Origin of the sequence: Rhizobium sp. SYY.PMSO, from assembly GCF_046840415.1 — a bacterium.
In the GTDB taxonomy this organism is placed as follows: Bacteria; Pseudomonadota; Alphaproteobacteria; order Rhizobiales; family Rhizobiaceae; genus Rhizobium.
In genome coordinates, this window is the sequence record NZ_CP177349.1 from 3209683 (window position 1) to 3223594 (window position 13912).

The 13912-nt window shown below is 58.4% G+C and carries 9 protein-coding genes and 1 tRNA gene; 6 read left to right on the forward strand and 4 right to left on the reverse strand.

From position 1 onward, the window contains the following. Window positions 1–33 precede the first annotated feature (33 nt). Entirely contained in the window at window positions 34–1401 is a 1368-nt protein-coding gene (locus tag ACJJVH_RS15575) for a diguanylate cyclase (RefSeq protein ID WP_412064300.1), read from the reverse strand. 524 nt (window positions 1402–1925) lie between these two features. Here ACJJVH_RS15575 and ACJJVH_RS15580 point away from each other — a divergent pair. Genes ACJJVH_RS15580 through ACJJVH_RS15590 form a run of 3 tightly spaced genes read left to right on the forward strand, consistent with a single transcriptional unit; the run spans window position 1926 to window position 5680 of the window. Further along, window positions 1926–3008: an ABC transporter ATP-binding protein gene (locus tag ACJJVH_RS15580; protein WP_113360527.1), complete on the forward strand. Its 1083-nt coding sequence runs from the start codon at window positions 1926–1928 to the stop codon at window positions 3006–3008. Window positions 3009–3028: 20 nt separating this feature from the next. Continuing rightward, complete coding sequence (locus ACJJVH_RS15585) at window positions 3029–3988, forward strand: ABC transporter substrate-binding protein (protein WP_412064301.1); 960 nt, start codon at window positions 3029–3031, stop codon at window positions 3986–3988. A gap of 12 nt (window positions 3989–4000) precedes the next feature. Further along, window positions 4001–5680, forward strand: a complete 1680-nt coding sequence (locus ACJJVH_RS15590) for an ABC transporter permease (RefSeq protein WP_412064302.1) — start codon at window positions 4001–4003, stop codon at window positions 5678–5680. A 294-nt stretch (window positions 5681–5974) separates the two neighbouring features. Here the strand turns inward: ACJJVH_RS15590 and ACJJVH_RS15595 are convergent. The 3 genes from ACJJVH_RS15595 to ACJJVH_RS15605 all read right to left on the reverse strand — a co-directional run bounded on the left by ACJJVH_RS15595 (window position 5975) and on the right by ACJJVH_RS15605 (window position 8091). Beyond that, window positions 5975–6064, reverse strand: a tRNA-Ser gene (locus ACJJVH_RS15595). 121 nt (window positions 6065–6185) lie between these two features. Continuing rightward, the gene (locus tag ACJJVH_RS15600; RefSeq protein WP_412064303.1) at window positions 6186–7133 is read right to left on the reverse strand and encodes a hypothetical protein; all 948 of its coding nucleotides are present in this window, start codon (window positions 7131–7133) and stop codon (window positions 6186–6188) included. 4 nt (window positions 7134–7137) lie between these two features. Further along, complete coding sequence (locus ACJJVH_RS15605; protein ID WP_412064304.1) at window positions 7138–8091, reverse strand: DUF5655 domain-containing protein; 954 nt, start codon at window positions 8089–8091, stop codon at window positions 7138–7140. A gap of 128 nt (window positions 8092–8219) precedes the next feature. Here ACJJVH_RS15605 and ACJJVH_RS15610 point away from each other — a divergent pair, with 128 nt between their 5' ends. From ACJJVH_RS15610 to ACJJVH_RS15620, 3 genes are read left to right on the forward strand one after another with little or no spacing between them, the layout of a single operon-like run. Next, window positions 8220–9710 (forward strand): type I restriction-modification system subunit M, encoded by a 1491-nt coding sequence (locus ACJJVH_RS15610; protein WP_412064305.1) that lies wholly within the window; start codon window positions 8220–8222, stop codon window positions 9708–9710. Next, on the forward strand, window positions 9700–10890 hold the full coding sequence (locus ACJJVH_RS15615) for a restriction endonuclease subunit S (RefSeq protein WP_412064306.1): 1191 nt from the start codon (window positions 9700–9702) through the stop codon (window positions 10888–10890). Before ACJJVH_RS15610 ends, ACJJVH_RS15615 begins: the two co-directional genes overlap by 11 nt. A gap of 7 nt (window positions 10891–10897) precedes the next feature. After that, window positions 10898–13912: a type I restriction endonuclease subunit R gene (locus tag ACJJVH_RS15620; RefSeq protein WP_412064307.1), complete on the forward strand. Its 3015-nt coding sequence runs from the start codon at window positions 10898–10900 to the stop codon at window positions 13910–13912.

Below are 13912 nucleotides of genomic sequence, written 5' to 3' on the forward strand. Positions count from 1 at the left end.
GGCGTCGAGCCTGGCGATGCCCCCGCATCTTCGTCAGGATTCCGGCGCCAGCGTCACCCTGTTCCGGCCGCGCTCCTTTGCCTCGTAGACGGCCTTGTCGGCGCGCGCCAGGATGCCCTCGTAATCGAGTTCGCCCTTGAAAGCGGCAACGCCGATGCTGACGGTGACGGCGAATTTACCGCCATCGGCAAGCGGAATCGAAAGTTTCGCTATTTCCGAGCGGATTTTCTCGGCAACCTGGAGACCCATGGCCTCGTCGCATTCGACAAGCACGATCAGCATCTCCTCGCCGCCATAGCGGAAGACGAAATCGGTCTGGCGAACGGCTTCGGTAATCGCGGCGGCGACGGACCTGAGCGCCAGATCGCCGACCTTGTGCCCGTGCGTATCGTTGATGTTCTTGAAGTGATCGATATCCAGCAGCAACGTGCAGAAGCCGGCGGAAGACGTCTTCTGCAATTGTATCTCGCGCATCATCACGGACGGCATGAACCGCCGGGTCAAAAGCTGGGTCAGGGGGTCCCGGCCGCTTTCGACCTCGATATGCGCTTCGAAGATGCTGTTCAGCAGGAACTTGATCGCAGACAGTTCCTCTTCGATCCTTCCCGCGGCATCGCTGATCTGCGACCTGTCGCCGAAGCTCACACGCTCCAGCGCGGGAACGAGCTTATTGTCGATGCGGTTGACGAGCTGCTTGATGAGTTCGAGTTTCGGCTGACGCTCGAACAGAATATGCGCTTTGTGGTTCAGCCACAGGCCGAACTCGCTTTTCCAGAGCCGAGGAAGCTCGCTGGAAGCGGCGTTCTGATAGAAGGCAGCCAGGATGCCGTGGCCCCATTCCATCAGCGCGGCCCTTTGCCGTTCCCGTTCCATCCCGAGATTCTGGCCCAGCAGATGCAGCCGATAGGCTTCGTTCACCCGCGCATTGGAAGCGATGCCCTTCTGATAGCTGGCTTCGCGAACCTCCAGCGCAATATCGAACAGGCCGATGACGAAGGTCATCGCATCGACAAGCTGCCGCCGGGAAACATCGGTTTCGGCCAGATGCCGCAAAAACCATAGCTTGATCTTGCGTATCGACCGCGAGACCGCATGCGGCGGAAAACCGATGCGCGCCATCATGTCGCCCAGACTATCCTGCTCGGAGAAAAATATCTCGCCCGAAGTGGCATCCGGATCGACGAGCTTCTTCATCCATTCCAGGAACCGGTCGGTGAATGCGGTGACGTTGGCGTCCTCCCCGACCAGGGATGCCAGGTCCGGATCTCCTTCCAGATAGGCTCTATAACGCTGCTTCAACTCGTCTTCATAATCATGGACGATCGAATAGACGATCCGGTGGGTTTCCGTCGACGTCTGCTCGACGAGACTCTTCCATTCCCGCGCGATACGTTCAGGCATTACGGTGCTTTCTCGGCTCAAAGATCGATCCCCCTGATGTTGCGCCATTCGATCGGCCCCTGCCCTTGAGACCGAATTTCGAAGCACACTCATCGCAACGAATTCCACCTCCGTCTCGTAGCCGCAAAGGAGTTCAAGAATCGACGAGCAAGAGCCCCTGCCGCCGGATTTCCGCCCAGCAATTCGATTGCAGATCGAAGCGAACTGGAATTGAACGGCTGGGTCTGGTGGCTCAATAACCTATTGAAGGGAAGAGTAAACCCCTTGAGTCATACTAAATAAGAATGGCTGTATTGCCGATCTAGTTTATCAAGATCCTCTTATTCTTAATATATCGGCCAGCGACGATCTCCATGGCCGGCGATCAACTTTCGCACGCTGCGGATGTATCTGCCCTTCTCTGCACGATGACTGTCATGCGCCGCTTCCACGAAGGTCGCAGCAAATTCGTCACACGATCGTCATGCGGCTGTCATGTGGCGCCTCTACTCAGGCTTGTAGCTTTTCGAAACGCCGATTTTTAGATGACAAGTAACGCGAATCGCATCCAGGCTGCCGTTTCGGCAACGGGATTGGAACTTCATTACGACAAGACCGTCGTTCTGGGCGGTATCGACCTCTCGCTTCCCGGAGGGCGGACGCTCGCGCTGCTCGGCCCGTCCGGCTGCGGCAAGACGACCCTTCTTCGCCTGGTTGCCGGCCTTCTCGCACCGACCAGAGGCAGGATCAGCATTTCCGGCCAGATCGTTGCCGACGCGGCATCGAAAATCTTCGTGCCGCCGGAAAAGCGCAATCTCGGCATGGTGTTTCAAGACTATGCGCTGTGGCCGCACCTGACGGTCGGCGGCAACGTCTCCTTTCCGCTCGAAATGCGCGGCGTCTCCAAGGCCGAGCGCGAACGGCGTACGATGCGGGCGCTGGAGCGCGTCGGACTGGCAAACCTTGCCCAGCGCCGCCCGAGCGACCTTTCCGGCGGCCAGCAGCAGCGCGTGGCCATCGCCCGCGCCATCGTTGCCGAACCGCAGCTCATATTGTTCGACGAGCCGCTTTCCAACCTCGACCGCGAGCTGCGTGAAAATATGGTCGGCGAGCTTGCCGAACTCATCGCCAGCCTTGGTTTGACGGCAATCTACGTCACGCACGACCACAGCGAAGCCCTGACGCTGGCCGACGAGGTCGCCATCATGCGCTCCGGAGAAATCGCCCAGCTCGCCTCGCCCGATATCCTGATCGAAAGCCCGGCCTCGCCCGAGGTCGCCGAATTCCTGCGGCTCGGCAGCACGGCCGAGCTGGAATGGCGCGACAATGGCTGGCGGCTGGCCGGAAGCCCGCATGTGCTGTCGGATACGGCGCGCCCGGGACAGGAAAAGGCCAAGATCCTCATTCCCACACGCGCGGTCTCGCTCGGCGAAGCCGCCTGGCCGAGCCTGCCGGCGACAGCCATACGCTCGCATTTCCGGGGAGACGGGCACCTCGTCACTGCCGCACCGCACGGCACGACGGGCATCGAGCTGCAAGTTCTAAGCCCGATCAAAATCCGGCCGGGGGAACAGATCGGCCTTTCGGTCGATGCCCGCAGCATCCTGTGGTTCCAGCAGGAACATTAGTTGAGCATAAAGAGGAAATCATGTTTAAAGCACTGAAATCAATTGCAATTTTTGCGCTTTCGACCGCCCTTCTGAGCGGTGTCGCCCATGCCGACATCACCGTCTACACCGCAGGCCCGCAGAACCTGATCGACAAGCTTTCCGCCGGCTTTACCGCCGAGACCGGCATCAAGGTCAATGTCTTCCAGGCAACGACCGGCAAGGTCATGGCCCGCATCGAAGCGGAAGCCGCCAATCCAGCCGTCGATGTGCTGATCTCCGCCTCCTGGGACACGGCCACCGATTTCGCCAAGCGCGGCTGGCTCGTTTCCTACACCAGCCCGAATGCGGAAAAGGTTCCCGCATTCCTGAAGTCGGACACCGCGGTCGCCCAGGGCGTTTCGGCGCTCGGCATCGCCTGGAACACCCAAAGCGGCACGCCGCGGCCGAAGGAATGGGCCGATCTCGCCAAGCCCGAGTTCAAGGACCTCGTCAATATTCCCGATCCCGCCCAGTCCGGCTCCTCCTTCGAACTGACCGCGGCGCTTGGCGCCAAGGACGACTACAAGCTCTTCAAGGATCTCAAGGACAACGGCGCCATCATCGCCGGCGCCAACGCCGAAGCGCTGAACCCGGTGCTGCAGGGCGCCAAGGCCGCCGTCTTCGGCGCGGTCGACTACATCACCTTCGCCGCCAAGGCCAAGGGCGAAAGCATCGACGTCATCTTCCCGCAGTCCGGCACCGTCATAGCGCCGCGCCCGGTCATGATCCTCAACTGGTCCAAGCACCAGGACGAAGCCAAGAAGTTCGTCGATTACATGCTGTCCGATGAAGGCCAGAAGCTCGTTGCCGGCACGTATCTGATGCCGGCCCGCTCCGACATCCCGGCCTCGCGTCCGCTGATGAGCGATCTGAAGCTGCTCGATTACGATGTCAACGCCGTCTACGGCAAGCGCAAGGAAATCCTGAAACAGATCGGCGATCTGTTCGGCGGCAAGTAAGGCTTCGTGAGAATGAGTGCGAAGGGAACAGGCGCTCCGGTGCCGGCAGCTTGGCTCGCAACCGTGGGGCTGATCGTCATCGTCGCCTTTCCCTTCGTCGCCGTCTTGCTGCAGGCGGTCTTTCCCTCGCTGGGGCAGGGCTCGTTCGCAGCACCCTTCTCGGCCATCGGCAAGACGCTGGCCGACGAAACGCTGATCGGCATGACCGCGAATACCATCCTTCTCGGCTGCGCCGTCGTTCTCGCCTCCGCACTCATCGCCGTTCCCCTCGGCGTGCTGCGGGCGCTTTACCGCATTCCCCTTGCGCCGATGTGGGACGTGCTGCTGCTGACGCCCTTCATGATCCCGCCCTATATCGCCACGCTCGGCTGGATCATGACGCTGCAGCCGCGTGGCTACCTCGAGCAGATTGCCGGCTTCAATCTCGCCCCGACCCTCTTCTCGCTGGCGGGCATGACCGTGGTCATGACGTTCAACACCTTTCCCGTCGTCTATTTCGCCGTTTCGCGCACGGTCGAAGCCGTCGGCGCCCGCTATGCCGATGTCGGCCGCGTCTTTGGTGCCTCGCCGGCCCGCGCCTTCTGGCGCATCACGCTGCCGCTCTCCGCTCCCGGCCTTGCCGCCAGCCTGCTGCTGGTCTTCGCCGCCGCGATCGAGGAATACGGCACGCCGGCGGCACTCGGCCGCCGCGCCGGTTTCCAGGTTCTCGTGACCGGCATCGACACGCGCATCGGCGACTGGCCGATCGACCTGCCGGGTGCCGCCGTCCTGTCGCTGACCCTCGTCATCATCTCGCTGATCGCATTCCTCATCCAGCGCCGCATCCTCTCGCGCCGCTCCTACCAGACGGTCAGCGGCAAGCCGCAGAACAAGGACAAGCGCCCGCTCGGAGCAATGACGGCACCGGTTCTCCTGGCCTTCGCCGTCGTCTCCTTCCTCGCGACCGGCGTGCCCATGCTTGCGATCCTTGCAACTGCCCTCTCGAAAACGATCTCGCGCGGCCTCGTCATCGACAATCTCGGCCTGGATAATTTCTCAGCCGTCTTCGGCAATAGCGCCGGTGCGCTCGCCGCCCTCGGCAACAGCCTGGCGCTCGGCATCGGCACCGCCGTCATCACCGGCCTGATCGGCGTCATGGCCGCCTATACCGTCGTGAAGACGAAAATGCGCGGCCGCATGCTGATCGACATCATGACCGTGCTGCCCAATGCCCTGCCCGGCATCGTCGTCGCCGTCGGACTGATCCTCGTCTGGAACATGCCGGGCCTGCCGTTTACCCCATACAATACGACCATCATCCTGCTGCTTGCCTATTGCTGCATCCTGCTGCCGCAGACGGCGCGCTATTCGTCGGCTGCCTTCCAGCAGATCGGTGACAATCTCGAGGCCGCCGCCCGCGTCGCCGGCGCCGGCACGCTGACCGTCTTCCACCGCATCCTGCTGCCGCTGGTGCTGCCGAGCCTGGCCTCGGCCATGCTGCTCGTCTTCGCGCTGGCATCGCGCGAGCTTGTGGCGTCGATCGTGCTGGCCCCTGTGGGCATGCAGACCATCGCCACCTTCATCTGGCGTCAGTTCGAACAGGGCTCGATCGGCCTCGGCATGGCAATGGCCTTCGTAACGATCGTCCTCACAACGCTGATCCCGCTCCTCTTCCTCGCGCTCCTGCGCCGGAGCGGTCTGGTCGCCGAATAGATCCGGCGCCACCACGGGCTGCTCTTCGCCGGCCGATCCACGATTCCCTCCTCGGCAAACCCACGATGGCAGCCGCGCGGCATAACCGGACCGCAAACGCGCGATACATCACACAACGGCTGCAGTAATCACCCGAAGAAGATGCAGATCGACGACACGATGAAGGATCGGCCTGAACGCGATCCGGAAACAAGCGCCGCGTTTTCGCCATGCCGGACACATGATTCGCCAGAGTATTCGCGCGGAAAGAGGTTCAGAAAAGGCGCGCCTCACCCAGATATCAACGGGTGAAAATGGCGGAGAGGGTGGGATTTGAACCCACGATACCCTTGCAGGTATGCCGCATTTCGAGTGCGGTGCATTCGACCACTCTGCCACCTCTCCGGTTATGCTGGTCGGCGCTGTCAGGCGCGGGGGGCTACATAGCGAGAGAAGAGAGGGATGGCAAATAGACCAACTTCAGCAGCCTACACGTGGCGGACGCGCCGAATATGTGGCGCTTTTATCAAGCAAAAGATCGCTTGTAGAACCCCTCCATACCTGGCGGTATGGGCAGTCCCATCACCAGTGGCGACAGAAACATCTCCTGTTGCTCAAAGTCTATGCTTTTAAGAACGAACAATCCGGCGAACCGCTCTCGTCCGCCTCGAAAAGAAGAAAATGCCGTTGACGTTGTTACCCACCTTGGATCGTAGGGCGAGATGACTTTGAAGCCACCCAATTTCAGATAGATGTGCGGCGATTTCTTCGGATCGAAATTCTCCACGATGTTTTTATGATCGTCCCTTCCCGGAAGAACGCCGTTTTTCGTGTAAAACATTTCATTTACCGACAGGACCGACCCTATGAAATCCTCGGACAGTGGGAACAAGTCCTGCAGGTCTACAGCTCCGACGTGCAAGTTTGCGACAATGTCTCCCAAATGAGCTAAATGCCAAATCATGTTTCCATCAGGGAAACCATTCTTTGTCTCAGCAAAAACGGGAGACTGCCTGTCCGCGTCGGTGACAAAAAACTGCAGCCTCGGTGTGTTGATGTAGTTTATATAGATGTAGTTTCGCAGAAATGCCGGGACGTGCAGCTCAATCTGCCCTGTCTGCAACTCTTTTGATGCACGAGCTTCAGCCTCAATTTTCCACTGCTTAAGTCTTTTAGGAGGGAACGATGCACCATTGTTTACATCAATCATCGTTGCGCAGTTACTGCAGAGCCAGAGCGCATTTGCAAGTGAGGCCCTTTCCGCCGGCGTCTGCGTCTTATTGAAACGCGGTCCTCCTGGGGAAGCTGCATGGATATGTGCAGCCTTACCGATGGAAACAGTCGCATCAGCTATGGATGCATCTGGTCCGAGCGTCACACGATCACAGGCAGGACTGGAACACCTATAGGCCACTCTTTGAGCCGCAACTCGTTTCACGGCAGCTGAAAAGTTGTCTCTATTCCTAGCTCTCATGACTTCAACCTCCCTCATAGGCTCGCCGCAGCAGCGGCTGGGCCTTTTCGAAATCCACCATCGATTTCAGCGACAACTCCAAGTCGCCGGTCCCGTGGTGGCCGATGTTCGTCACATCGCGTGAGAACCCGTCCTCGAGCTCGACAGTCAACGGATCCAGTTTGAGATAGGCGACAACGCTACGCGCCTGAGGATAGATTTGCAGGCAGATGAAGTTCTTGATCCTTTTGAATGCGGTATATTGCTTCAGCTCCTTGACCTGCACATCGTCGCCGAGCGCAGTAACGAACTGTTGTATAGCATCGTATATATCGCGTAGCTTCGTTGATGCTTGCGACAATCGATAGCTCATGCGGTTCGCCCAGTAGGGATCCGCATCGTCTGGCGACGCTTGTCCTGATGCCACCTCCTCGGTCACTCGCTTTTGAACGATCAACGGGCTGACCCGCGCAGTCTTCGGCGCATGCACAAGCTCCATCATCAATAGATCCTCACCGAAGCGGCGATAACGGATAAGCTCGATGTTGCGAGCAATCTGCTTTACAGCGTGCTCATCGTAGCGGGTGAAATCACCGGCGATGCACAGCAGTCGTGGGGCAGACCAATCCACGGTCTTCGCAACCTCTGACCCTAAACGCTCCATCACCAGCCATTGAAACTCCTTCCGATGATCGAGCAGCCAGTCGAGATAGAAAAGTCCTTGATTTATAACATTCTCGTTCACCGAACGCTTATATTCGATGATGACAGGCGAATTGTCCTCGTCCAAACCGAGGGTATCAATCCTGCCACCGTGCACAGCGCCCGTTGAATGCTCGCTGGCGAGAAAGCGGATGCCAAGCAGGGCATCCAGATTCGCCTCGAATAAGTGTTGAAGAGATTTTTCAACCTGAACGGCAGCTCCGGCAAGCTCCATCACTTGATCGCCGTTGAAATGAAACAGCTTTATATCGCTCAAAATGGACTCCGAATAAGCTCATAGATTGTAGAGAAAGTTCTATTCGCTCGTGCGGCGTTGTCCAGATAAATTGCCAGCGCGCTCGGATCTGGTAGGATCGATCGCAAATCAAGACGGGGATTGCATAAGTGACGACATTGACCTTATCGCAGCTGGAGAATCATCTCTGGCGAGCGGCAGACATCCTGCGTGGATCGATCGATTCCGGCGATTACAAACACTACATTTTCGGCCTTCTTTTCTTCAAACGCCTCTCAGATGTCTGGGAGGAGGAGTATGAGGAGCGCTTAGCGCGCTATCACGATGCCGATCTCGCCGCCGATCCGGACGAGCACCGCTTTGATATTCCGAAGGGACATTTCTGGAAGGATATCCGAAAGCATACGACCGATATCGGCACGCATCTGAATGCCGCTTTCCGGGCCATTGAAGACGCGAACATGAAGCTGCGCGGCGTTTTCCAGGATGTCGATTTCAACAACAAGGAGCGCTTTCCGGATGCCATGCTGGAAAAGCTGCTGCAGCATTTCGAGACTTATCGGCTGCGCAACAGCGATGTCGAGCCGGATGTGCTGGGTCAGGCCTATGAATACCTGATCGCGCAGTTTGCCGATGACGCCGGCAAGAAGGGTGGCGAGTTCTACACGCCGAAAATGGTGGTGCGGCTGATCGTCGAATGCCTGAAGCCGGAAGAAGGCATGTCGATCTATGACCCCACCTGCGGCTCGGGCGGCATGCTGCTAGAGGCGGTGCATCATCTGGAGCGTCAAGGTAAGAACCCTAGGAGCCTGTCGCTATTCGGCCAGGAGCGGAACCTCAATACCTGGGCCATCTGCCAGATGAACCTGTTCCTCCATGATATCGACGACGCCAATGTGGCGCGCGGCGACACGCTGTTGGAGCCGAAGCATCTAACGGGCGACAGCGTTAAGGCCATCCGCACCTTTGACCGGGTGCTGGCTAATCCGCCGTTCTCGCTGAAAAACTGGGGCCATGATGTCTGGTCGAAGGGCGATGCCTATGGTCGTGACCGCTATGGCTGCCCGCCGAAGTCTTACGGCGACCTAGCCTTCGTCCAGCATATGGTGGCAAGCCTGAAGGAAGATGGCGTCTGCGGCGTGGTGCTGCCGCATGGCGTGCTGTTTCGCGGCGGCGCCGAGGGTAAGATCCGCGAGGGACTGATAAAGGATGATCTGATCGAAGCCGTCATCGGCCTTGCGCCCAACCTGTTTTATGGCGCGGGCATTCCGGCCTGCATCCTGATCCTGCGCAAGAAGAAGCCGGAGGCGCGCAAGAGGCAGATCCTGATAGTCAACGGGGCCGAGCACGTCGTGGAAGGCAAAGCGCAGAACCATTTGTCAGAAGTCGATGTCACCACACTGGCGAAAGCCTACAGCGATTTTGCCGCTGTCGAGCGACTGGCGCAGGTGCTGCCGATCAGCGAGATCGAGGCAAATAACTTCAACCTCAATATCAGCCGCTATGTGCATCTGGGCGAGGAAGCCGAGGAAGTCGATGTCGCTGCGGACGTAGAGAAGCTTGTCGAGCTTCAAGCCAAGCGGGGTGCGGCGGAGGCGCGAATGATGAGTTTTTTGCGGGAGCTTGGCTATGTCGCTTGAGGTGCCCGATGGTTGGAAAGAGTCTCGGCTCGGGGACATCATCAAACTCGAATATGGCAAGGCCTTGGCAAGTGGGGAGCGCAGGATCGGGACAATTCCGGTCTTCGGCTCTAGTGGCATCGTTGGCTACCACGACGAGGCTGCAGCAGCCGGCCCTAGCATTGTCTTGTCACGCAAAGGTTCGCTCGGCGGGGTATTTTACGTAGAAAAGGGTTTCTGGCCCATTGATACCACCTACTTTGTTATTCAAAGACAAAACTGCGACTGGCGCTGGTTGACTTACCTTTTGCAGTTCGCGTCTTTGGAACGCCTAAACGAGGCAACCGGAGTTCCTGGTCTTAATCGGGATAAGGCGGCTAAGGAGCCGGTCTTAGTCCCTCCTCTCCACGAACAGTGCCGGATCGCCGAAATTCTGTCGAGTGTCGATGAGGCAATTGCGGCGACGCGGGCGGTGATTGAGCAGGCCAGAAAGGTCAAACAGGGCGCGCTGGAACGCGTGCTCACCAAGGGCATCGGCCATACACGCTTCAAGCAGACGGAGTTTGGGGAAATCCCGGAGGGATGGTCGCTAAAGATGATTCGTGATTTCGCGGATGTTAAAGCAGGCGCAACGCCGTTGAGAGCACGGCACGATAGATACTTTGTAGACGGCACGATCCCGTGGGTGAAAACAGGAGATCTGACAGATGGCTTAATCGCTGAGACGGAGGAAAGGATAACCCCAGCGGCAGTGGCGGAAAGCTCATGCGATGTTCATCCTACAGGAACTGTTCTGGTTGCTATGTATGGCGGTTTTCAGCAAATCGGGCGGTCGGGCATCCTCGCGCAACCATCGGCAACAAATCAAGCTATCTCGGCGCTACGCCTAAAAGATGATTCTATTCTTGGCTCGTTTCTGAACTTCGCATTGGTCGGTTTACGTGCAAGATGGCGTTCAGTTGCTGCAAGCAGTCGGAAAGACCCTAACATTACCAAGGATGACGTGCTTCGTTTTAATATTCCTGTTCCACCGGTGGCCGAGCAAGAGAAGATAATCGAGCTCATGACCGGGCTTTACGATACTCAGCGCGTCACGGAATGCGAAATCAATAAACTTCTAGATTGCAAATCCGCTCTCATGTCCGACCTTCTCACCGGACGCAAACGCGTCCTCGATGCCCTGCCCATGGCTGCGGAGTGAGCCCGAAATGAGCTACGGCCCGGAGTGGCATTTTGCCGAACAGCCCACCATCGAGCATTTGCAAGCCATGGGTTATGGCTTTATTGCACCCACGGAGCATGGCGCCTTGCGCGAGGGCGAGAACCAGGTGCTATTTCGCCCACACCTGATCGACGCGCTGATGCGCATCAACGGGATCGACCGCGTCTCAGCCGAGGCCGCTTATGGCGAGTTAGGCGCGATCAGCGACAACGAGGCTTGGCTAAAGGTGCTGCGCGGCGACTATGCGCGCAAGGTCAACGGTCAGGAGACGAGGCAGACGCTGCGGGTGATCGATTTCCTCAATTCAGGCAACAACCAGTTTTCTGTCACGCGTCAGTTGCGCGTGAAGGCGGAGAATACGCGCAAGCCGGATGTCGTCGTGTATGTCAACGGCATTCCGCTGGTGGTGATCGAGGCCAAAAGCCCGCTGAATGTGAAGGACAAGACGGGTGAGGCCTTCGAGCAGATTAGGCAATATGAGCGGGACATTCCGCGCCTTTTCTTCTCCAATATCTTCAACATCGTTACGGATGGCGCGTTGGTGCTCTACGGTGCGACCGGCTCCGGCTCCAAGTATTTCGCGGAATGGCGCGACCCCTGGCCGAAGACGGCTGCCGATTTTCCCGACACGCTCGCCAAGGGTCTCTGGTCATTGCTGGAGCCGAGCCGTCTGCTTGACCTGATCGCGCATTATGTCGTGTTCGAAAAGACTGAGGACGGCACGATCAAGAAGATGTGCCGCTATCAGCAATTCCGAGCTGTCAATCGCATCGTTGACCGCGTGGTCGAGAGCAAGCATCGCCAGGGATTGATTTGGCACACCCAGGGCAGCGGCAAATCGTTGACCATGGTATTTGCCGCGTTGAAACTGAAGACACACCGGACGATCCAATCCGAGGCGCTGACCAACCCAAACATTCTGGTGCTGACCGATCGCGTCGACCTGCACGACCAGATCAGCGGCACCTTTGTCGCCTGCAGTTTGCCGAACCCGACACCAGTCAAGAGCATCAAGGATCTGCACGATCTGATCCGCAGCGGCAAGGACGGACACACTGCTCTTTCCACCATCTTCAAGTTCCAGGGGTCGAAAGAGCCGATCGAAAATTCCGAGAACTGGATCGTGATGGTGGACGAGGCGCACCGCACCCAGGAAAAGGATCTCGGCGCCTTTTTACGCGCGACGCTGCCGAACGCCCGCTTCTTCGGCTTTACCGGCACGCCGGTGAAGAAGGACGACAAGAACACCTACGAGAATTTTGGTGTGCCGGGAGAAGGCTATCTCGACAGATACGGCATCGACGACGCCGTGGCCGATGGCGCAACCGTGCCGATCTATTATACCGGCCGCAAGACCGACTGGCATATCGACGAAGCGAAGATCGACATTCTGTTCGACACCTGGTTTGCCGAGCTGGACGACGACAAGCTCAACGAGATCAAGACGCGCGGGGTGCAGATCGAGGATCTGGTCAAGCATCCGCGCCGCATCGAATTGATCGCCTACGACATCTGGACCCACTTCAAGCAATATGCGCAGCCGGACGGCTTCAAGGCCCAGATCGTCTCCATCGATCGCGAGGCGGTTGTCCTCTACAAGCAGGCGCTGACCAAGGTGATATCAGAGGATCTGCAGGCCCAGGGTCTGGAGCCGGTCTATGCGCTGGCGCGGGCCAATACCATGTCAGCCTGCGTCTATTCCATCAACCAGGAAGACAGCAAGCCGAGCGAGGATCAACACAAGCAAGCAATCCGCAATGAGCTGAGGGCGCATTACCTAGATGCCGAGGCCGAGAAACAGGCGAAGAAAGCCTTTGGTCGTAAGGGCGAGGACCCGCAGTTCCTGATCGTCTGCGATAAGTTGCTGACCGGCTTCGACTGCCCGATCGAAAGTGTCATGTATCTTGACAAGCCACTGAAGGAGCACGGGTTGCTGCAGGCGATCGCCCGCACCAACCGCGTGTCTGACGCCAAGAAGCGTAATGGGTTGATTGTCGATTACATCGGCGTCTCCGGTCACCTGGAGGAGGCGCTTTCCTCCTACCGTGCGGATGACGTGAGGAACGCCATGCGCAATCTGGACGATCTTCGTAATGAGCTGCGGGCTGCCCATTCTGCCGTTGCCGCCCTCATGAAGCCGCTGAAGCGCAAGGCGAGCGACAAGGACGGACTGAAAGCAGAATATGATGCCTTCGTGAAGCTGCTGGGCACGGAGGACAAGTGGTTCGAGTTCAAGGCAAAAGCGCGGGACTTCATCGCGCTTTATGAGACACTGAGCCCGGACCCAAGCGTTCTGGACTTCACCACCGACCTAAAATGGGTCGCAAACTTCTTGCTCTACGGCACGCAGCATTTCGAGAAGCGCCAGGCTTTCGACCAGATGAATTACAGCGAGAAGATCCGCGAGATGCTGGAAAAGCATCTGGAGGCGACGGGTCTCAGCGTCACCGTCAAGCTGCGCCATATCACCGATCCGGAGTTCTGGGAGGATTTCTATCCGGCCGACAAGACCGAGGAAGACCTGATGACGGCTGCGATCCGCAAGACGACCGAGCTTCGCAAGACCGTGACGGAGCGGATCGACGACAGCCCCCATCAATATGGCAAATTCTCCGAGCGGCTGCTCCAGCTGCTGGAAAAGCTAGAAAGTGCGCAGCTCAGCTGGTCGGAGAAGCTGAAGGCAGCGGAAGAGCTGGCGAAGGACATCATTGCTGAGGATGCCGCGCATGTCGAGGCTGGGCTCTCACCCGGCGCCTACGGCATCCTGCAGATCCTGAACGGCTTCACCGCTGGGGCGGAAGGCGAGGATCTCGCGATCCGGCTGGAGGGCCTTTATACCGATCCCGTGACCGCACCCGCCGGCTGGTGGGAAAAGGACGGTTTGCGCAAGAGCCTGCGCCAGCAAGTCCGCTCCATGGCGCATCTCGCCGGCCTGACACGGCTCAAAGAGATCCCGGAAGAGGTCGAGGCTTACGCGCTCAAGCATTTCGCGGGGCAGTGA